The organism is Roseibium sp. (assembly GCF_965229775.1).
Taxonomy (GTDB): Bacteria; Pseudomonadota; Alphaproteobacteria; order Rhizobiales; family Stappiaceae; genus Roseibium.
Genome location: NZ_OZ245929.1, coordinates 1,165,930 through 1,186,354 on the forward strand (window position 1 = coordinate 1,165,930; position 20,425 = coordinate 1,186,354).

A 20,425-nucleotide genomic window follows, 5' to 3' on the forward strand; every position below is an offset into this window, starting at 1 on the left:
GGGTCAGGCGTCCGGTAGCAGACCCTCGCGCCAGTCTTCGCCGATGACGCGGCGCGCCAGCATGTGCGAGCGCGGGAAATTGATGCTGTCGACCGCGATGAGCTTGCCGCCGCTCAGATAGGCGACATAGAACTTGTGGTCTTGGGGTGACCCGACAACGACCGTGTCGTCATAGCCTTCCGACAGGCCCGCGATCTGCAGTTTGACGTCGTATTGATCCGACCAGAACCACGGCAACGGATCATAGTCGACCTCCTCGCCCAACAGCGACTGGGCCGCGGCCTTTGCCTGATCGATGGCGTTTTGAACGCTCTCCATGCGCACGGAGCGCTGATACCGGTTGGAATAGAAGCGCGTGCAGTCTCCGACCGCGTAGATGTCCGGATCGCTGGTCTGGCCGGACCCGTCTACCAGTACGCCATTGTCGGTTTCAAGCCCCGCCTCCGTGGCCAGGTGATCGTTCGGCTCGGCACCGACAGCGATAAGCACGAGTTCGGCCGGAACGAGTTCTCCCCCCTTGAGCCTCACGCCGGAGACAGCGCCGTCGCCTTCCAGGCCTTCAACGCCGGTCTCCAGCCGGAGATCGATGCCGTTGTCGCGATGCAGCTTGGCGAAGTAGTCCGACACAGCCTGGCTGACCACCCGTTTCATCGGCCGGTCCTGCGCTTCGATGACACTCACCGACTTGCCCATTGCCTTTGCCACCGCGGCGACCTCCAGACCTATATAGCCCGCGCCGATGATCGCGATATTGCTGCTTGTCTTCAGGCCTTCGCGGATCGCGTCGACATCCGCAATCGATCGCAGGGTTGCGACCCCTTTCTTGTCGGCGCCCGCAAGCGGCAGCGAACGCGCATTCGTACCGGTCGCCAGAACGAGTTTGCCGTAGGGAAGCGTGTCGCCGTTCGCCAGATCGAGCCGCTTGGCCGCGCGGTCGATCGCGACGACCTTGGTATTCGGAATGTGGTCGATCCTGTTCGTCTCGAAGAACGCGGGCGGGCGTAGCCAGAGTCCTTCAGCGCCCACGTCTCCCGCGAGATACTTCTTGGAAAGCGGCGGACGCTGGTAAGGCGGATGCGGTTCCTCGCCTATCAGGCGCAAGGGACCCTCAAAGCCGCCCTGGCGGAGCGAATGAGCAAGCTGTGAACCGGCCTGGCCGGCTCCGATGATGACGATTTCTTCCTGCATTCCGTTGCGCCTTCTCAATGCAAATGTCGTCGTCACTGGGGCAACCGGAGTTCAATCGCAAGCGGCTGAACATCCAAAGTTGACCGTTTCCGGAGTGATCGAGCATCCTTGTGCGTTCATTTGAACGAACGATGCTCTAGCACGAAGATTATCGCTCCGCCAGAAGGGCGAAATGACGCGATGACTTTCCGGACTGGAAGCTCCGGAATCCATATCTTGCGGCGTTTGCAGAGTGTCCTGGCACAAGCTGTTTCGGTGCCGGTTCCCAAATGGAGATTGCGCGCCGCGCGAAGGCGGAATATGTCACTGCCTGAAGGCGCGCACTCTTGACCTCGCTCGGGGCGGGGCGGCGAGTGGCGCTGATGGACTTTCTTCGGACGCGCATCTGCGTCGATCCCCTTCTCGAGGCTGACTTGAGCTATCTGACAAAAGCCGCACCGGTGATCTTCGTCTTGCTGTGGTCGACCGGCTTCATCGGATCGAAACTCGGCGCGCCCTACATCGATCCGATGGTTTTCCTGACGGTCCGGTTCTTTTCCGTCTTGCCGATCCTTCTGGTGCTCGCGCTTTTTCTGACGAAAGCCTGGCCCGTCACGCCGATGGCCATTCTGCATTGCATTGTCACGGGAATGCTGGTTCACGGGATCTATCTGGGGGGTATTTTCTGGGCCATCAAGCAGGGCATGCCCGCCGGTGCATCCTCGATCATCGTCGGTTTGCAGCCCGTCCTGACGGCGCTGATCGCAGTCCTGCTGCTGGGCGAATCGATCTCAAGGAAGCACTGGATCAGCATGGTGATCGGCGGTGTCGGCCTGCTTCTGGTTCTCGGACCGAAATTCGATATCAGCGGCACCGGGATCACGGCGATCACGGTTGCTGTTGCCCTGGTGTCCGTGGCCGCGATCAGTCTCGGTACGGTCTACCAGAAACGTTTCGCCGTGAAGACGGATCTCCTCGCCGCAACGATCTGGCAGTATGTCGGGGCGCTGCTGGTCACTACACCGCTCTCCCTGTTCGAAACCTGGCACATCGTCTGGTCTGGCGAACTTGTCTTCGCGCTTGTCTGGCTGGTCCTTGTTCTGTCCGTCGGCGCGGTTCTGCTGCTGATGCTCCTGATCCGCGAGGGAGCCGTTTCGCAGGTGGCGAGCCTTTTCTATCTCGTGCCGGTGGCAACGGCGGTCGAGAGCTACTTCCTTTTCAATGAAACGCTCACGCTTGTTCAGGTTGCGGGCATGGCGCTCATTATCGGCGCTGTCCTGGTGATCCGGCAGACCCCGAAAAAGGCCTGAAGCAAAGCCTTCTGACGGTGCTCACACCTCCGAAGCGACAGCCGCGGCGGCCCGCTCCTTGACGCGTTTGCGGAAGCGGCGCTGCCGGGAGATCGCCGCGTTGAGTTCGCCGCCCAGAATGAAAACAAGCGAACAGATATAGAGAAAGATCAGGGCGGTCATGATGCCGGCAAGGCCGCCATAGGTGGAGACGTAATTCGCAAAGCTTGCCAGATAGGCACCGAAGGCGCTGCCCGCGATGATCCACATGACCAGCGTCGCCAGAACACCCGGCCAAAGATCCTGAAAGGACCTCTTACCGGCCGGCAACAGCCAGTGGGTCACGAACAGGCCGATGACAAGCAGCGACCCGGCGAGCGAATAGCGGGCGACGTTGATGGAGAGCAGGAAAGTCTCGACTTGCGGGGCATAGGCTTCCAGGGCGTCCAGGGCCAGCGGCGCGAGGACAACGAGAAATGTATAGGCCAGCAGGATCGCGGCACCGAGCAGCACAAGTCCGAGCGATTGCAGCCGCAGAAAGAAGATCGAGCGATGCTCCATCTGCCTGTAGGCCCGGTTGAGCGCGGTCCGAAGCGCCTCGACGCCGTTGGAGGCAAACCAGAGCGCGGCGATCGCGCCAAAGGTCAACAGGTCGCCGCGCGGGACGGTCAGGACATTGTGGATCTCGCGCACGACAGGGGCGGCGACCGATTCCGGCCAGGCGTCGAAAATCAGGTCCGAGGCCGTGTCCGCCGCGCCCGTCATGCCGAAAAAGGCGGACAGCGACGCGATGAAAATCAGCATCGGAAAAATGGCAAGCAGCCCTGACAGCGCGACATGACTTGCCATCGCGAAGCCGTCGTCGCGCGAAAAATGCCCGATCGCATCCTTGAGAACCGAATAAACGGCCAGAAAGCCCTGTTGCACGCCCATAACCTGATCTGGCCTTCGTCGCCCCTCGCAGTCAAGAGTAGACTGTGAATTCACCCCCCTCCGAAAGAAGAACAAATTCCGGCTCGACAAATGAGTGTGTGCGACGCAACATAGCTTCAACAAAAAGCGCCGTGGCGCAACAAATGAAAACGGAGATCGCCCATGTCCACTGCAGCCCTGTCGGCGGCAGAAACGCCAGAGAGCCTTGCCGAACAGACCGCCGCGGCGGTCGACACCCTCGATCGCCTGCTTGATCTTGCAGCGCAGCGCGTGCGCGTGCTCGTGACCGCTGACGGGCGCGTCTCCTCACGCCTGATGGAGCAGGAACAGCGCGCGACCCACGGCCTCGCATGGCTGGCGACCTATGTGGAATCGCTGCGCCAGCTTGACGCCTATGCGCAGCGCCTTAGCGAACAGGGCAAGTTCGGCAGTCTGGAAGAACGGATCGTCCAGCTGGGATTTGCCGAGTATCTGGCGCAGATTTTCGGTGGCATTCCGATGAACCAGGGCGAGTTCGTGCGCCTTTCGGATCTCGGCATCAGCGCCGGCGAGGCGGCGGACCACCGTACACCGGACATTGACGCCTTGATCGAAACCGGCAACACGCCGGCCATCCGCACTGAAATCGCGGCCCTGATCCGCGACCAGGCAGGACACTCCACCTTCGGCGACCCGGGCCTCGACGAGACCATGGAGCAGATCCGCAACGAGATGCGGAAGTTTGCCGAAGACACGGTCACGCCGCATGCGCACGAGTGGCACCTGAAGAACGAGTACATTCCGCTTGAAGTGGTCGAACAGATGTCCGAGCTCGGCGTCTTCGGCCTCACCATTCCGGAAGAATACGGCGGCCTCGGTCTCGGCAAGGAGGCCATGTGCGTGGTCTCCGAGGAACTCTCGCGCGCCTATATCGGTGTCGGTTCCCTGGGCACCCGCTCCGAAATCGCGGCCGAACTGATCCTGTGCGGCGGAACGGAAGAACAGAAGCAGCACTGGCTGCCGAAGATCGCGAGCGGCGAAATCCTGCCGACAGCCGTCTTTACCGAACCCAACACCGGATCTGATCTGGCCTCTCTGAAAACGCGCGCCGTCAAGGACGGTGACAGCTGGAAGATATCCGGCAACAAGACCTGGATCACCCATCCGGTGCGCGCGGACATCATGACGCTGCTCGCCCGCACCAATCCGGATGAACCCGGTTACAAGGGCCTTTCCATGTTCATCGCGGAAAAGCCGCGCGGCACGGACGAGAACCCGTTCCCGGCAGAGGGCATGAGCGGCGGCGAGATCGAGGTGCTCGGCTATCGCGGCATGAAGGAATACGAGATCGCGTTTGACGGCTTTGAGGTTGCCGGCGGCAATCTTCTCGGCCAGGTCGAGGGCGAAGGCTTCAAGCAGCTCATGCAGACCTTCGAAGGTGCGCGCATCCAGACGGCCGCACGGGCGCTCGGCGTTGCCCAGAGCGCGCTGGATCTCGGCCTGCGCTATGCCGAAGAGCGCGTCCAGTTCGGCAAGTCCCTGATCCACTTCCCGCGTGTCGCGGACAAGCTGGCGCTCATGACCGCGGAACTGATGATTGCCCGTCAGCTGACCTATTTCTCGTCCTGGCAGAAGGATTCCGGCAAGCGCTGCGATCTGGAAGCCGGCATGGCCAAGCTGCTGGGTGCGCGCGTTGCCTGGGCTGCGGCCGACAACGCGCTCCAGATCCACGGCGGCAACGGCTTTGCGCTGGAATACGCGGTTTCCCGCGTCCTGTGCGACGCCCGCATCCTCAACATCTTCGAGGGCGCGGCGGAAATCCAGGCCCAGGTGATCGCCCGCCGCCTGCTCGAAACCCGCGGCATCTAGAAATGCGACGCCCGCAAAGTGGTTGAAGAGACCACTTGCGATTGCGGAAACATGGCCGCCATCCAAAGAGAAACGCCCGGAAACCAACCCGGGCGTTTCTCATCTGTCAAATTCGTTCAGCTTGCCGCCGCCTGAAAGCAGCGAGACCTGCGAGCCCCCCCAGCAACAACAGTCCCGAGGCCGGCAGAGGAACCACGGACACGTCGCCGGTAACGCTGACATTATACCCCGTACCGCCGCCATGATCCTCGCGCAGCACTTGCAGATAGTTGGAACCGGCTGCAAGCGATCCAAGATTGAAAACATACTCATTCGGGGAAGCACCACCCGGTGACAGGGCGCCACCGACATAGATGCCGTTCAACCACACGAAGATACCATTGTCGACGCCAAAACTGGCGACCACGTTTGTCAGCCCCCCGTTTCCACCGTCGATTTCGTAGATAATCGCCGTCTCCGTGTTCACAGCCCAGCTACTCGGGATGGCCTGAGGACCACTCCAGCTCCCACCGGGCGTCGCTGGCGTGCTGAGCCAATTACCAAGCGCGGCGCTCGCCGCCGAAAGATCTGGCTCCGGGGCATTGGAAATGAGAGGGTCGTTCGGCGTAGAATTGTTGTTCGGGAACAGGAACGTGTTGATGTTGTTGTCATCGAGGATTGGATTCGTCCCGTTCAGGAGCCCACCAATTCCGTCATTGTACAAGCCATTGGTTGCGCCGTCGATCAGCGAGAGAGCCGATGCGGACACGGGTGTCAGTGCGATAGCGGCACCAACAATCATTGATCGTAAAAACATAGAAAATTCCTCGAAATAGTCTGGCCTTCCGCAATTCCTCGACCAGAGTTTACTTTACGTTAACCATATTGCCGCAAGCAAAGTTTGCCGTCAAGAATTGGAGCTTATTCATGATTGTCAGCGGACTTTTTCCGAAATGACACCGAAAGTCGGCGCGCAAAGAAGCCACCAGAAAACGGCAACGCATTTTGCACCCCAGCAGCAAGGAGCTTGTCTTTCATTGAAGTCTTGCCCGGATTCACCACATGTATAGCCGGCAGAAAACGGGAGACCTCACCAATGACTTCCTCTTTTTCATTTGAGGATCTTGGGTTCGAACCCGAGTATCTGGGTCCGGAAGAAGAGCAGAAAACCAACGTTCGGCAGAAACTGCTCGCAACGGCGAAGAAGGCCGCCCGTCAGGTTCCGTTCATGGAAGACGTGGTCGCCGGCTACTATTGTGCGCTGGATCCGGCGACACCGGCCAAGGTGCGTGCCACCCTTCTGGCGGCCCTTGCCTATTTCGTACTTCCGATCGACACGATCCCGGATTTCCTGATCGGCGTCGGCTTCGGCGACGATGCCACCGTTCTGATGGCGGCGATCGCGATGATCCGCGGGCATATGCGCGACGACCACTATCACGCGGCCCGCGAAGCCCTGAAGGACGAGGAGCTCTAAGGTAAGGACCCATTCATTTGGTTTAATTGACGCGGTCTGGTGCCCTCAAACGCTCCGCGGATCAATGGGTCTTTGCAACCAGCACCCGGATGTCCGCCCGGCAATGATCCAGTAGACAAGACCTGCGAAGAACCCTGCTGCGAGCGCGACGACGCTGCCCGGCCGCACACCGCCTGCCCCGGTCTCTGCACCGGCTTCCGGCCCGAGTGTCCAGATCAGGAACGCGATCCCACCGCCGGCGGCAAGGTGAAACACGATCCCCTTGAGACGCGCGAATTCGGCAATCGCGATTGCGATGCCCGCCGGCAGCATCGCCGCCGCTCCGGCGACACTCGCCGCGACAAGGCCCGTGCCGATCATGGCACCGAAGGCGACCGGATTTTCACCGGGATGCGCCGCCTGGAAGAAACCCCAGGCCAGAAACAGACCGCTGGCGATGAGCGCGAGCACGAACCCGGCAACGATTTTAAGGAGTTGAAGCAGGAATTTTCCGCCGTCCAAGTCTCTTGTCTCCTTTGAATCTCCCGGCAAACACTTACTTGAGGCATCGCCCTGCGAATTACAACAAGCACTCCGCGCACACCTGCAGGAAGAAACCTGCGTCAGAGGTTGCACGTGAATCGTCCGAGACCGGAGAAACCGCCGATTTCGGTTGACTTCCTGCCTGTTTCGCAGGATTTTATGTGGCAGCGCTAGGACATATGCAGCAGAAACCTTGGTACATGGGTCCCGAGGTTTTTTGTGCATGAAAAAGAGCCATGACCTGGCGCCCAGTTGAAACGTTAGAGGAGTTAGCGACCATTCGCCGTCCGTTCCGCGCCCCGCCTCCTACAAAGGAAGGCCCGCGCACAAACCAAGAAATTCGCGTTCGCGAAGTCCAGTTGATTGATCATGAAGGCGCCAACCGTGGTGTGATACCGACCGAAGAAGCGATGGATATCGCCCTTGATGCAGGTCTGGATCTCGTTGAAATTCAGCCGAACGCAAATCCCCCCGTCTGCAAGATCCTGGATTATGGCCGGTACAAGTACCAGGCCCAGAAGAAGGCTGCGGAAGCCCGCAAGAAGCAGAAGACCGTCGAGATCAAGGAGATCAAGATGCGTCCGAACATCGACACGCACGATTACGACGTGAAGATGAAGAACATGCTGCGCTTCTTCAACGACGGCGACAAGGTGAAGGTGACGCTCCGCTTCCGTGGCCGCGAAATGGCGCACCAGGACCTGGGCATGAACCTTTTGAACAAGGTCCGCGAAGAAACCTCCGAGATTGCGAAGGTCGAGTCCGCTCCCAAGCTGGAGGGCCGCCAGATGGTCATGGTGCTGGCACCGATCAAATAGCAGACACACCATTTTGGAATCAAAAAACCCCGCAATTTGCGGGGTTTTTTTAATGTCAAAAATCTGCTCGCTAGCCCCAATGGGCCACCATGTCGAATGCGAGCTTGTCTCAGCCTTTCATCCGGCGACGTGCGGCAAAACCCAGTCCGGCCAGACCTGTAACCAGAAGCAATGCTCCGGCAGGCAGCGGGACCGTGGTCGGAGTTCCATTGTAGTAGATCGAAGCGTGCGACAAGTTTTTCGTCGAGCTCCAGGTTCCAGTCAGCGGATTTGCGACAGTTAGATCCAAAAGGAAAGCGCCGAACCCATTGCCTGCCTTTAGGGTAATCACGACGTTCGACAATCCGGCGAGCGTATCTATCGTCCAATCGCCGCTCTGCGTGACATTGACGGGAGCGTCTGTGAACTCAATCGTCCCGTCGCCGTCGTTGTTGTCGTTCTTCTCGGAAAGAACCCAGCCCGTCATACCGAAAAGAGAGTAGGTCGAATTAATCGTGTTCGTATCGTTTCCGGTCGTGCAAAAGGCTTGCGTCGAATTCGCCAAGGTCAGAGTCGCCCCACTGTTGCCCAGCGAGGTTTGACAACTCATCGGGGCCGCCTGAACGGACAAGGTCGAAAGCCCAAATGTCGCAAGTGCAAGCGCAAACAGGCCTGCCAGTGAGCGTTTGAAAATACGCATACTCGTAACTCCCAAATGTAGGGTTTACGAAATGTAAAAAAGGCAGGTGTGTCAAATTAAATAACATTAATTTTCAGCGCATTACGGTTAAATACAACCAAAAACATATTTAAGGTTGCATCATGCGATTTTCGCGGTTCGTAAAACTGTCACATTTGAGAACTTGAGCCAGATGGAGCGCACTACCCCACATCCACCCATTCGCCGCGTTCTGCCGAGGCGAAGATGGCGTCGATGATCTTCATGTTCTGTATCGCGTCCTCGACCCCGTAGGTGAGCACTTTTTCGCCCAGGATCGCGCGGCCGAACAGGTCGGCAAGCTCGGCATACTGATCGCAAGGCGCGATGGTCTCGGGCGCGAGGGCGCCGTCCCCGAGTTTGGACCCGTCATCCAGCCGAAGTTCCACCGCCTCGCCCTGGGGTGCGTTGAAGGGTATGAGGATCTCGAGGCGCTTCTTGGAGCCGACCAGTTGCAGTCTCTGGAACGGCGTCAACTGGGTCGACACGGTGAAGGTGAGCTGGCGGCCCGCGCCGAAATCCATCATCGCGCTGGTGATCCGGTCCGTCCCGAAATCCGGGTCGCGATCGATCAGGGAGACCACGCGCTCGGGCTCGGCCTCGAAGAAGTAGCGCCCGGCCAGCATGGTGTAGCAGCCGATATCCATGAGCGCCCCGCCGCCCATGTCCGCCCGGTTGCGGATGTTGCCGGGGTCGGCATTGAAGAAACTGAAGAACCCCTGGATGGCGTGAAGCTCACCCAGTTCGCCGGAGCGGACGATGTCGCGCGCCCGGATCCATTGCGGATGCGCCCGGACCATGAAGCCTTCGGCCACCAGCCTGTCCTTCGGTAGATCGAGAAGGGTGGCCGCTTCATCTGCGCTCAGCGCCATCGGTTTTTCGCACAGGACGTGTTTTCCGGCCTCGACGGCCTGGGCCGTCACGGGAACATGCATGTGGTTGGGGAGCGGATTGTAGATCGCATCGATGTCCGGATCGGCAAATAGCTCTTCGTAGGACCCGTAGGCCTTTTCGATGCCGAGATCCGAAGCAACCTGTTTCGCGCGGTCGAGATCGCGCGATGCGATGGCGGCGGCAATGCCCGTCTGCGATGCCCTGATGCCGGGAATGACCTTCTCCCTGCCGATCTTTGCTGTCGAGATGATTCCCCAGCGGACCCTGTTGCCGTCCATTTTATTATTCTCCGAATAAAGAGGTTCAATCGCCAGTTGGCACGAAAAAATCCCGGCCTGCAAGGCCGGGACAACTACCAAAGTAACGTCGCGTATATATAAATCTAGAATTTCTCGGGCACGTAGAGATGCTCCGGCAGGACCTTGCGTTCGTAGTCCGGATTGGACCGGCGTTCCGGCAGGCTGATCGGGTCGTGCGGCACTTCCTCGTAAGGCAGCTGCGACAGGAGATGACTGATGCAGTTCAGCCGCGCCTGTTTCTTGTCGTTGCCCTCAACAATGAACCAGGGCGCTTCGGGAATGTTCGTGCGCTCGAAGGTCTCTTCCTTCGCCTTGGTGTAGTCTTCCCAGCGAACGCGCGATTCCAGATCCATCGGCGAGAGTTTCCACTGTTTGAGCGGATCGTGAATGCGCATCAGAAAGCGCAGTTGCTGCTCCTCGTCCGTGATGGAAAACCAGTACTTGATCAGCCGGATGCCCGAGCGGACGATCATGCGCTCGAACTCTGGTACATCGTTGAAGAATTGCTCGACCTGGTCTTCGCTGGCAAATCCCATCACGCGTTCGACGCCGGACCTGTTGTACCAGGAGCGGTCGAACATGACGATTTCGCCGGCCGCCGGCAGATGCGGTACGTAGCGCTGGAAGTACCACTGCGATTTCTCGCGCTCGGTCGGCGCCGGAAGGGCAACAACACGGGCAACGCGCGGGTTGAGCCGCTGCGTGATGCGCTTGATGACGCCACCCTTGCCTGCCGCATCGCGGCCTTCGAACACGACGACGATCTTCTCGCCGGTATGCTGCACCCAGTCCTGCAGCTTCACCAGCTCCGCCTGCAGCCTGAGAAGTTCGTGAAAGTAGGTGTTCCGGTCGATGGTCGACTTGTGCTTCTTGTCCGAGATGAACTGAAGATCCCTGGCGATCAGGTTGTCGTCGATTTCCATTTCCAGTTCTTCATCAAGGGAATCCGCCCATTCGGCCTCAACCCAGCTCTTTGCACTTTCCTCACTCATCAATCAGTCCTCTGAAACTTCCCGACCTACGAAACTCACCAGAAGTGTGAACAGCCTAAGCATGTAAGTTTTTTGACAGTCTGACCAGTTCGATGGCGATAGGTCACTGACATGCGTCAACGGTTCGATTCTTTGCTTGTAAATGAATGAACGTTCATTTATTGAATGAGGTCGGAGGAAGAAATGGCTACACATGCCGCCAGGACTGCAAGCCGGCCCAAGGGCCTGGAAACGGCAAAGCGCGTGCGCAAGGCTGCCCTGAAGCGGTTCGCCAATGCCGGGTATGCCGCCGTGTCCATGCGCGAGATCGCGGCAGACGTCGGCGTCAGGCCCGGCGCGCTCTACAACCATTTCCCGACCAAGCAGGACATCCTGAAGGACCTGATGCTGAGCCACATGTCCGAATTGCTCGCCGCCTGGGAGATGGCGGACGTTCCGGACGCCATGGACCCGCTGGAACGCTTCGTCCGCTTTCACATCCGCTATCACCTGGAACGCGCAGACGAAGTCTTCATCTCCTACATGGAGCTTCGCAATCTGGAGCCGGAAAACTTCACGGTGATTGAACGCGAGCGCCGCCGCTACGAAGCCATCCTGACATCGATCCTGGAGGAAGGGTCTGCGGCAGGCCGGTACAGGGCCGACGATGCCCGGGTCGCGACCCGGGCGATTATCGCCATGCTGACCGGCATCCCGACCTGGTACCGGGACGGCGGCCGGATCGGCAAGACCGAGCTAGAAGACCTCTATCTCACCATGGTGCGCAAAGCCGTCTCCCCCGAAAAAACAGACCGCCAAACGGAGGCCGGATGACATGAGCATCCTGAAATCGAGCCTGTCACCGAAAAGCAGTGACTTCGACGCCAACAGATCCGCGCACGAAGCGGCGATGGAAACCGTGAGGACGGCGGCGAGGGCAGCTCTCGACGGCGGTGGGGACAACGCCCGCCAGCGCCATGTTTCCAGGGGCAAGATCCTGCCGCGCGAACGCGTTTCGCGGTTGCTTGATCCGGGCTCCCCTTTTCTGGAAGTCGGTATGCTCGCGGCGCACGACATGTATGACGGCGCGGCCCCGTCTGCCGGAATGATCGCGGGCATCGGCCGGGTCGAGGGCCAGGAAGTGATGATCCTGGCCAACGATGCGACCGTGAAGGGTGGCACCTACTACCCCATGTCGGTCAAGAAACATCTCCGCGCCCAGGAAATCGCGGAGCAGAACAACCTCCCCTGCATCTACCTCGTCGATTCGGGCGGCGCCAACCTGCCCAACCAGGACGAGGTCTTCCCGGATCGCGACCATTTCGGCCGCATCTTTTTCAATCAGGCGAACATGTCCGCGAAAGGCATCGCCCAGATCGCGGTCGTGATGGGGAGCTGCACGGCCGGTGGAGCTTACGTGCCCGCCATGTCCGACGAGACCATCATCGTCAAGAACCAGGGCACGATCTTCCTCGCGGGCCCGCCGCTGGTGAAGGCGGCAACCGGTGAGGAAGTCACGGCCGAAGATCTCGGCGGCGGCGACGTGCACACACGGCTCTCGGGCGTCGCAGACCATCTAGCGCGCGACGATGCCCATGCGCTGGCGCTTGCCCGCCGTGCCGTTGCCAGCCTGAACCGGACCAAGTCGGATCAGCTGGCGCTGCAGACACCCGAAGATCCCCTCTACGATCCGGAAGAAATCCTGGGCGTTGTCCCGGCCGACCTCAAGACGCCCTATGACATTCGCGAGGTGATTGCCCGCGTGGTCGACGGATCGCGCTTCGATGAATTCAAGGCACGCTACGGCACCACGCTCGTCTGCGGTTTTGCGCATATCCACGGCATGCCGGTCGGCATCGTCGCCAACAACGGCGTGCTGTTTTCCGAAAGCGCGGTCAAGGGTGCGCATTTCGTCGAGCTGTGCTCCCAGCGCAAGGTGCCGCTTGTGTTTCTTCAGAACATCACCGGTTTCATGGTCGGACAGAAATATGAAAGCGGCGGCATCGCCAAGGACGGTGCCAAGCTGGTGACCGCGGTCGCCACAACCTCGGTTCCCAAGATCACGATGCTGGTCGGCGGCTCGTTCGGCGCCGGCAATTACGGCATGTGCGGCCGGGCCTATTCGCCCCGATTCATGTGGACGTGGCCGAACTCGCGCATTTCGGTCATGGGCGGCGAGCAGGCTGCAGGAGTGTTGGCAACAGTTCGCCGCGACGGCATTGAACGCAAGGGCGGCAGCTGGACGGCCGAAGAGGAGCTGTCCTTCAAGCAGCCGATCATCGACCAGTTCGAGGAACAGGGGCATCCGCTCTATGCGACGGCCCGCCTTTGGGACGACGGCATCGTCGACCCGCGCAAGACCCGCGACATCCTGGGCCTCTCCCTGTCGGCGGCGCTCAACGCACCGATTGACGACACCCGCTTCGGTCTCTTCAGGATGTAACCCGATGAGCCGGATCGAAACACATGTCGGCGACATCACCCGGCTGAAGGTCGACGCCATCGTCAACGCGGCGAATACCTCGCTGCTCGGCGGCGGCGGGGTGGATGGTGCCATTCACCGGGCCGCCGGACCGGACCTTCTCCGGGAATGCCGCCTCTTGAACGGCTGCAAGACCGGAGACGCCAAGATCACCGCCGGATACGATTTACCGGCAAGACACGTCATTCACACCGTCGGCCCGGTCTGGCATGGCGGCACCGAAGGCGAACCCGGACTGCTTGCCAGCTGCTACGAAACCAGCCTCCGCCTTGCTGCAGCCAACAACTGCCGAACGGTCGCCTTTCCGGCGATTTCAACGGGTATCTACGGCTATCCCGCAGGGCTGGCCGCTGAAACGGCCGTTGGAACCATCCGGAACACCCTGGAAGAATTGCCGGACATCGAAACGGTCACGCTGGTTGCATTCGATGATGCGGCCCATGCCCACCTGCTCAAGGCGCTGGAGAGGAAAGAAGACTGATGTTCAAGAAAATCCTCATAGCCAATCGCGGCGAGATTGCCTGCCGCGTTATCGAAACGGCCAAACGCCTCGGCATCAGGACCGTCGCGGTCTATTCGGACGCCGACGCAAACGCCAAACATGTTGCCATGGCGGACGAAGCCTTCCGCATTGGTCCGGCCCCGGTGGGCGAGAGTTACTTGAAGAGCGAGAGACTTATCGAAGCCTGCCGGAAAAGCGGCGCGGAGGCGGTTCACCCGGGCTACGGTTTTCTCTCCGAAAACCCCGACTTCGTCGAAGCGCTCGGCAAAGCAGGCATTGCCTTCATCGGCCCGAGCGCCAGGTCCATCCGCGCCATGGGCCTGAAGGACGCGGCCAAGGCCTTGATGGAAGAGGCGGGCGTTCCGGTCGTTCCCGGCTATCACGGCGAGAGCCAGGATGCGGATTTTCTGAAAGCCCAAGCAGACGAAATCGGCTACCCCGTCCTCATCAAGGCGCGCGCGGGCGGCGGCGGCAAGGGCATGCGCCGCGTCGACGATCCGAAGGATTTCGGCAGTGCCCTCGATGGCGCCCAGCGCGAGGGTGAGGCAAGTTTCGGCGACGGGCGCGTTCTGATCGAGAAGTATCTCACCAAGCCGCGCCATATCGAAATTCAGGTTTTCGGCGACAGCCACGGCAATGCGGTCCACCTGTTCGAGCGCGATTGCTCCCTGCAGAGACGCCATCAGAAAGTGATCGAGGAAGCCCCCGCACCTGACATGCCGGAAGAGATGCGCGCGGCCATGGGCGAGGCTGCGGTCCGGGCCGCAAAGGCGATCGACTATTCCGGTGCGGGGACGATCGAATTCATTGCCGATGTTTCGGAGGGTTTGCGGTCCGACCGGTTCTATTTCATGGAAATGAACACACGGCTTCAGGTCGAGCATCCGGTGACCGAACTGATCACCGGGGAAGACCTTGTTGAATGGCAGCTGCGTGTCGCCTCCGGTGAAACACTGCCAAGAACCCAGGAAGACCTCTCCTTTTCCGGCTGGGCGTTCGAAGCGCGGCTCTATGCGGAAGATGCGCCCAAAGGCTTCCTGCCCGCCATCGGCACGCTGGAGCATCTGGCGCTTCCCGATGCGATCGCCCGCGTCGACAGCGGCGTGCGGTCGGGCGACGAGATCACGCCCTACTACGACCCGATGATAGCCAAGGTCATCGTTCACGGCCCGACCCGGGACGCGGCACTGGGCAAACTGCTGGCGGCCCTTGAGGCCACGGAAGTAGCCGGTTGCGTGACCAACGCCGCCTTCCTGTCGGCGCTGTGCCGCCATGCCGGCTTCGCCAGGGGAGACGTCGATACGGGACTGATCGACCGGGATCTGGCAGACCTCATCGACGTGCCGGATGCGCCGGAAGACGCCGTCGCGCTCGCCGCACTTGCCGCGCTTGGTCTCACGCGTCCCGCGGAAGGCAGGGATCCGTTCGAGACACTCGCCGGATGGCGCATCTGGAGTGCCTCGCGGCAGTTCGCCTTGCTGGAGATCGGCGGAGAGCGGCGCGACATCGAAGTCCGCGTCCTCGGAAACCGCCGCTTTGCCGTGCACCTGGACACCGGGGTCAAGACCTATGAGATCGTAAGGGTCGATGGTCACGCATTGACCTATGACTGCGACGGTCACAGGGCGGGCGCCAAGGTGATTGTCGGCGAACATGATCTGACCGTCTTCCAGAACGGACACGCGTTTTCGTTCGGCTTGCCCGACCGGCTCAGCGGCGACGAGGATGCGGCGGGCGCGGGCAATCAGGTGATCGCACCGATGCCGGGCCTCGTGAAAGTCGTCTTCGCCGCAGAGGGGGAGGAGGTCGTCAAGGACCAGCCGCTGCTCATTCTTGAAGCGATGAAAATGGAACACACGCTGAAGGCCCCGCGCGATGGTATCGTCGGCGCGCTTCTTGTCACGGAAGGTGAACAGGTGACCGACGGCACTGTTCTTCTTGCCTTGAAGGAGGAAGCCGATGCTGCCGCATGATGCGCAGAGCTACGCGGATCTGTGCGCGCGTTTTTCCTGGGACATACCCGAACGTTTCAACATCGGAACGGCGATCTGCGATGCCTGGGCAGAACGCGAGCCGTCCCGCGAAGCGCTGATCTACGTGGAGGAAGGCGGCGATACCGCCACGTACACCTACGCAGACCTCAAGCGGCTGTCGAACCAGTTGGCCAATCTTCTCGTCAGTGTCGGTGTTCAGGCCGGAGATCGTGTCGGTGTGTTGCTGCCGCAGCGGCCCGAAACCGCGTATGCGCATATCGCGTCCCTGAAAGCCGGAGCGATCTCGATCCCGCTCTTTACTCTATTCGGCGAGGAAGCGCTCGAATACCGGCTGCGCGATTCGGGCACGAAGGTCGTGATTACGGACAGGAACGGCGCCGCGAAACTGGCACCGCTGAGAGACCGCCTGCCGCATCTGAGCGCAATCTTCTGCGTCGACGGCGAGGACAGCAGCGCCGAAGACCTGGCAAGCCGCATGGCCGGGCACATGACCGAGTTCGAGCCTTTCGACACGGGCCCGGATGACCCCGCCATCATCATCTACACGTCCGGAACCACGGGCCAGCCCAAGGGTGCACTCCACGGTCACAGGGTTCTGCTCGGCCACCTGCCCGGCGTGGAGATGAGCCATGACTTCCTCGGCCAGCCAGGGGACCGCATCTGGACACCTGCCGACTGGGCCTGGATCGGCGGCCTGCTCGATGTGCTGATGCCCGCGCTCTTTCTTGGCGTTCCCGTCGTCGCCTGCAGGTTTGCGAAATTCACCGCCGAAAGTGCCTTCCAACTGCTTGCCGACCAGAAGATCCGCAACGCCTTTCTGCCGCCCACGGCCCTGAAGATGATGCGCCAGGTGCCCGCTGCCCACGAGCGCTGGCAGCTTGACCTGCGGTCGGTGGCCTCCGGCGGCGAAACGCTTGGCGCGGAGCTGATCGACTGGGGCCGCCAGACCTTCGGACTGACGATCAACGAGTTCTACGGCCAGACCGAATGCAATATGATCGTCTCCAGCTGCAGCAGCGTGATGCCGGCACGGCCGGGCATCATGGGCCGCGCGGTCCCGGGTCATCGCGTCGCCATCGTTGACAATCACGGAGAACCGCTGCCGGCAAACACGCTCGGCAACATCGCCGTCAAACGGCCCGACCCGGTGATGTTTCTGAAATACTGGAACAACGACACGGCCACGGCGGAAAAATTCGCCGGTGACTGGATGCTGACCGGAGACACGGGGCAGCAGGACGACGACGGATGGCTGCATTTCGTCGGCCGGGACGATGATGTCATCACATCTTCCGGTTACCGGATCGGACCCGGTGAAATCGAGGACTGTCTGCTCCGCCACCCGGCCGTTGCCATGGCTGGCGTTGTGGGCAAGCCGGACCCCCAGCGCACCGAGATCGTCAAGGCTTTCATCGTGCTGAAGGACGGTGTCGAACCAACCGACACGCTCGCCGGAGACATCGCCGAATTCGTCAAGACCCGCCTTGCGGCACATGAGTATCCCCGCGAGGTTGCCTTCGTGGACGCCCTGCCCATGACCACGACCGGAAAGGTTATCCGCCGAGAGCTGCGGGCACGTGCAGAGCGGGAGGGCTGAGCCTGATGTCTGCACACAAACGCACCTCTATCTGTCATTCCAGACGAGAGCAGCACCAGCTGCGCGACGATCTGGAATCCAGACATCAGCGTGAGCAAGGCGAACACAACGAAGGACCGGCAAGAACGCGCGCCAAGCGAGAGGGATGAGCAAGTGGAAAAACGCCCGGACAAGCTTCAATTGTCATCCCTGCGCAGGCAGGGATCCAGTACTCACTGCGTCTTGCGGCCATTACAAAGGCCGAGGGTCACTGGTTCCCGGCTCTCGCTGCACTCGGCCGGGGCGACAAGTCCGGCAAGACAATCTGCCAAGATCTTTTCTCCCAAATGAGCACCAACATGCCCGAATTCGTCACAATCTTCGAAATGGGTCCGCGCGACGGGCTGCAGAACGAAAAGCGGTTCGTCTCGACAGAACGCAAGATCGAACTGGTCGATCGCCTGTCGGACTGCGGCTTCCGCAAGATTGAAGTCACCAGCTTCGTCAGTCCCAAATGGGTGCCGCAAATGGCCGATGCGCAGGACGTCATGGACGGGATCTACCGGCATCCGGCCGTGGTCTACGCCGTCCTGACTCCCAACGTGAAAGGCTACACGGCTGCCCGGAAGGCATCCACCGACGAGGTTGCGATCTTCGGATCGGCATCGGAAGGCTTTTCAAGGAAGAATATCAACTGCTCGGTTGCCGAAAGCATCGAACGGTTCAAACCTCTGCTCAAGAAAGCCGAGCAGGACGCGATGCCCGTGCGCGGCTACGTCTCCTGCGTCACCGATTGTCCCTATGACGGACCGACACCACCGGAGATGGTCGCGGACGTTGCCGGCCGGTTGCTCGAACTCGGCTGCTATGAGATTTCCCTCGGCGACACGATCGGTGCGGGCACCCCGGAGACGATCGGAAAAATGCTGGACGCAGTCCTGGCGGCCGTACCGGCCGACCGGTTGGCAGGTCACTACCACGACACCAAGGGCCTGGCGCTCGCCAACATCGAGGTCAGCCTTGAGCGCGGCGTGCGCGTTTTCGACAGCGCGATTGCGGGTCTCGGCGGCTGCCCCTATGCGCCGGGTGCCAAGGGCAATGTCGCAACCGAAGCCGTGATCGCGCTTGTCGAGGAGAGGGGTTTTGAAACAGGTATCAGATCCGATCGGCTGGAAGCCGTCGCGGACTATGCGCGCAGCCTGAGGAGCGTGGAGCCATGACCTTTGAAACCATATCGATTGCGCAGGATGATCGCGGCGTCGCGACCCTGACGCTCAACCGTCCGGACAAACACAATTCCATGTCCGCACAGATGATTGCCGACCTCACAGGAGCCGCCGCGCGGCTCGCTTCGGCGGACGATATTCGGGCCGTCATTCTGACCGGCGCGGGCGACAGCTTCTGCGCCGGTGGCGATCTGTCCTGGATGCGCGAGCAGTTCGAGGCGGACAGGACAACCCGCATGGCTGAAGCGCGCAAGCTTGCCATGATGCTGAAAGCGCTGAATGAACTGCCCAAACCCTTGATCGGACGCGTTCAGGGACAGGCGTTTGGCGGCGGCATTGGCCTGATGAGCGTCTGTGACACGGTGGTTGCCGTCGAGACGGCGCGTTTCGGCCTGACCGAGGTGCGGCTGGGTCTGATCCCGGCCACCATCAGCCCCTATGTCCTTGCCCGCATGGGCGAAGGCAAGGCGCGGCGCGTTTTCATGTCGGCGCGGATCTTTTCCGCAGAGGAAGCAAGGGCGCTTGATCTGGTTTCGAATGTGACCGACGGGGACGGACTGCAGGCCGCCGTTGAAAGGGAAATCAAGCCGTATCTGGGCGCTGCCCCGGCGGCGGTCGCCGCTTCCAAGGCACTTGCCAGGTCACTTGGTCCGAAGATCACCGATGAGATCATCGAGGATACCATCCGGCGTCTCGCCGATACCTGGGAAACCCCGGCCGCCCGCGAGGGTATCTCCGCATTTTTCGAAAAAAGAAAACCGGACTGGGTGTCCGGTTGAGCGCCCGCCGGAGGTGAACGCCCGGCCGGACGTCAGGGCGTTGCCTGACGCCGTGCGTGTTCGATCAAGGCGGCAATACGCGCGACTTCCACCTGTTCGGTCTTGGGTCCCTCTGGCTCGGGTCCGCCATACATGCGCTCGCGCCGCCTGCGGATCTTCTTGCGCTGCCACTCGCTGATGCCCTCCGGCAGGTCGATGCCGGCCCGGTCCATGCCGATCAGGATCCTCTGCAGATCGGGAATGAGTTCGGATGAAATCGTGAAGGTGCCGGTTACAGGATGCTGGAATACCAGCGTCTTGGTGCTTTCGGCTCCGTTCAGGAGCACGGCTTTCTTGTGCCCGATGGAGCCGATTGTCGACTGGAACCACGCGACCCAGCCGGAGGCTTCCCACAGACGGACCTCGATCTTTTTCAGTTCCTCGTAAGGAACCCGCGCGCGCCGGCCGAACTGGGTGAATTCGAAGCCGTTGCCGAAGAACCGGACCCAGGAGGTTTCCTGTCGAACGGCCACGGCGAAGAACAGGAAAGCCATGCCGGCGGGCAGAAGTACCGACAGGGAGAGGAGCGCGAGCGCTCCCGATGTGTTTGCCATTCCAAGAAGTGCGATCGGGAAGAACACGATTCCAATCCCGAAACCGATGGCATCCAGGGTCTGTATCGACGGCCTCGAAACCGGTCTGATCGCCCCGGACGGCGCTGTGGGACGCGGCAGGGCAGCGTAGATGCCGCCGGACGCGAGCAGACAGACCAGAGAGCTGAGCGGCGACATGAAGTAGAAGCTGCCCACAATGGCCAGCACGCCAAGGCTTAATGGTAACACGCGTCGTAAAAATTCAATTTTGGCCGATTTGCCCAAACCGCTCTCCATGCTTTCGAACAGCGAAACCGTAACAAACTGGGGAGACTTACTGATTCTTCCATTGAATCAACTGAGCGAAGCGAAATCAACAAAGAGATCGAGCTATCCAGAA

At 60.7% G+C, this 20,425-nt stretch carries 19 protein-coding genes; 11 read left to right on the forward strand and 8 right to left on the reverse strand.

The window, feature by feature from the left end; all coding sequences use genetic code 11:
- Positions 1 to 3: 3 nt before the first annotated feature.
- On the reverse strand, positions 4 to 1,188 hold the full coding sequence (locus tag ACO07N_RS05080; protein ID WP_421979979.1) for an NAD(P)/FAD-dependent oxidoreductase: 1,185 nt from the start codon (positions 1,186 to 1,188) through the stop codon (positions 4 to 6).
- Positions 1,189 to 1,550: 362 nt separating this feature from the next.
- Between ACO07N_RS05080 and ACO07N_RS05085 the strand changes: the two genes are divergently transcribed.
- Positions 1,551 to 2,477 carry a DMT family transporter gene (locus ACO07N_RS05085; protein ID WP_421979980.1) on the forward strand — a complete coding sequence of 309 codons (927 nt, stop codon included), beginning with the start codon at positions 1,551 to 1,553 and terminating at the stop codon, positions 2,475 to 2,477.
- 21 nt (positions 2,478 to 2,498) lie between these two features.
- Here the strand turns inward: ACO07N_RS05085 and ACO07N_RS05090 are convergent, their stop codons facing one another.
- Positions 2,499 to 3,383, reverse strand: a complete 885-nt coding sequence (locus ACO07N_RS05090; protein WP_421979981.1) for a YihY/virulence factor BrkB family protein — start codon at positions 3,381 to 3,383, stop codon at positions 2,499 to 2,501.
- 168 nt (positions 3,384 to 3,551) lie between these two features.
- Here ACO07N_RS05090 and ACO07N_RS05095 point away from each other — a divergent pair, with 168 nt between their 5' ends.
- Positions 3,552 to 5,237 (forward strand): acyl-CoA dehydrogenase family protein, encoded by a 1,686-nt coding sequence (locus ACO07N_RS05095; RefSeq protein WP_421979982.1) that lies wholly within the window; start codon positions 3,552 to 3,554, stop codon positions 5,235 to 5,237.
- A 106-nt stretch (positions 5,238 to 5,343) separates the two neighbouring features.
- Here the strand turns inward: ACO07N_RS05095 and ACO07N_RS05100 are convergent, their stop codons facing one another.
- Positions 5,344 to 6,033 carry a VPLPA-CTERM sorting domain-containing protein gene (locus ACO07N_RS05100; protein WP_421979983.1) on the reverse strand — a complete coding sequence of 230 codons (690 nt, stop codon included), beginning with the start codon at positions 6,031 to 6,033 and terminating at the stop codon, positions 5,344 to 5,346.
- 279 nt (positions 6,034 to 6,312) lie between these two features.
- Here ACO07N_RS05100 and ACO07N_RS05105 point away from each other — a divergent pair, with 279 nt between their 5' ends.
- Complete coding sequence (locus ACO07N_RS05105; RefSeq protein WP_421979984.1) at positions 6,313 to 6,693, forward strand: YkvA family protein; 381 nt, start codon at positions 6,313 to 6,315, stop codon at positions 6,691 to 6,693.
- Positions 6,694 to 6,738: 45 nt separating this feature from the next.
- Here ACO07N_RS05105 and ACO07N_RS05110 read toward each other — a convergent pair whose 3' ends face one another.
- Positions 6,739 to 7,194, reverse strand: a complete 456-nt coding sequence (locus ACO07N_RS05110) for a translation initiation factor IF-3 (RefSeq protein ID WP_421979985.1) — start codon at positions 7,192 to 7,194, stop codon at positions 6,739 to 6,741.
- A gap of 299 nt (positions 7,195 to 7,493) precedes the next feature.
- Here ACO07N_RS05110 and infC point away from each other — a divergent pair, with 299 nt between their 5' ends.
- The gene (gene infC, locus ACO07N_RS05115; RefSeq protein ID WP_420336971.1) at positions 7,494 to 8,033 is read left to right on the forward strand and encodes a translation initiation factor IF-3; all 540 of its coding nucleotides are present in this window, start codon (positions 7,494 to 7,496) and stop codon (positions 8,031 to 8,033) included.
- A gap of 109 nt (positions 8,034 to 8,142) precedes the next feature.
- Here infC and ACO07N_RS05120 read toward each other — a convergent pair whose 3' ends face one another.
- From ACO07N_RS05120 to ppk2, 3 genes are all read right to left on the reverse strand, one after another.
- Entirely contained in the window at positions 8,143 to 8,712 is a 570-nt protein-coding gene (locus ACO07N_RS05120) for a VPLPA-CTERM sorting domain-containing protein (RefSeq protein ID WP_421979986.1), read from the reverse strand.
- Positions 8,713 to 8,894: 182 nt separating this feature from the next.
- Positions 8,895 to 9,902: a Gfo/Idh/MocA family protein gene (locus ACO07N_RS05125; RefSeq protein WP_421979987.1), complete on the reverse strand. Its 1,008-nt coding sequence runs from the start codon at positions 9,900 to 9,902 to the stop codon at positions 8,895 to 8,897.
- 104 nt (positions 9,903 to 10,006) lie between these two features.
- Entirely contained in the window at positions 10,007 to 10,915 is a 909-nt protein-coding gene (ppk2, locus tag ACO07N_RS05130; RefSeq protein ID WP_421979988.1) for a polyphosphate kinase 2, read from the reverse strand.
- A gap of 183 nt (positions 10,916 to 11,098) precedes the next feature.
- Here ppk2 and ACO07N_RS05135 point away from each other — a divergent pair, with 183 nt between their 5' ends.
- From ACO07N_RS05135 to ACO07N_RS05165, 7 genes are all read left to right on the forward strand, one after another.
- Positions 11,099 to 11,728 carry a TetR/AcrR family transcriptional regulator gene (locus tag ACO07N_RS05135; protein ID WP_421979989.1) on the forward strand — a complete coding sequence of 210 codons (630 nt, stop codon included), beginning with the start codon at positions 11,099 to 11,101 and terminating at the stop codon, positions 11,726 to 11,728.
- Between the two features lies 1 nt (position 11,729).
- Positions 11,730 to 13,337: a carboxyl transferase domain-containing protein gene (locus tag ACO07N_RS05140; protein ID WP_421979990.1), complete on the forward strand. Its 1,608-nt coding sequence runs from the start codon at positions 11,730 to 11,732 to the stop codon at positions 13,335 to 13,337.
- A 4-nt stretch (positions 13,338 to 13,341) separates the two neighbouring features.
- Positions 13,342 to 13,857 carry an O-acetyl-ADP-ribose deacetylase gene (locus ACO07N_RS05145; protein WP_421979991.1) on the forward strand — a complete coding sequence of 172 codons (516 nt, stop codon included), beginning with the start codon at positions 13,342 to 13,344 and terminating at the stop codon, positions 13,855 to 13,857.
- Entirely contained in the window at positions 13,857 to 15,851 is a 1,995-nt protein-coding gene (locus tag ACO07N_RS05150) for an acetyl/propionyl/methylcrotonyl-CoA carboxylase subunit alpha (RefSeq protein ID WP_421979992.1), read from the forward strand. The genes ACO07N_RS05145 and ACO07N_RS05150 overlap by 1 nt, the downstream gene beginning before the upstream one ends.
- A complete protein-coding gene (locus ACO07N_RS05155; RefSeq protein ID WP_421979993.1) occupies positions 15,838 to 17,469 on the forward strand; it encodes an acyl-CoA synthetase in 1,632 nt (543 codons plus the stop codon). Before ACO07N_RS05150 ends, ACO07N_RS05155 begins: the two co-directional genes overlap by 14 nt.
- Before the next feature lie 338 nt (positions 17,470 to 17,807).
- A complete protein-coding gene (locus ACO07N_RS05160) occupies positions 17,808 to 18,668 on the forward strand; it encodes a hydroxymethylglutaryl-CoA lyase (RefSeq protein ID WP_421979994.1) in 861 nt (286 codons plus the stop codon).
- Positions 18,665 to 19,453: a crotonase/enoyl-CoA hydratase family protein gene (locus ACO07N_RS05165; protein ID WP_421979995.1), complete on the forward strand. Its 789-nt coding sequence runs from the start codon at positions 18,665 to 18,667 to the stop codon at positions 19,451 to 19,453. Before ACO07N_RS05160 ends, ACO07N_RS05165 begins: the two co-directional genes overlap by 4 nt.
- A gap of 32 nt (positions 19,454 to 19,485) precedes the next feature.
- Here ACO07N_RS05165 and ACO07N_RS05170 read toward each other — a convergent pair whose 3' ends face one another.
- Entirely contained in the window at positions 19,486 to 20,253 is a 768-nt protein-coding gene (locus ACO07N_RS05170; protein WP_421979996.1) for a hypothetical protein, read from the reverse strand.
- Positions 20,254 to 20,425: the final 172 nt, after the last annotated feature.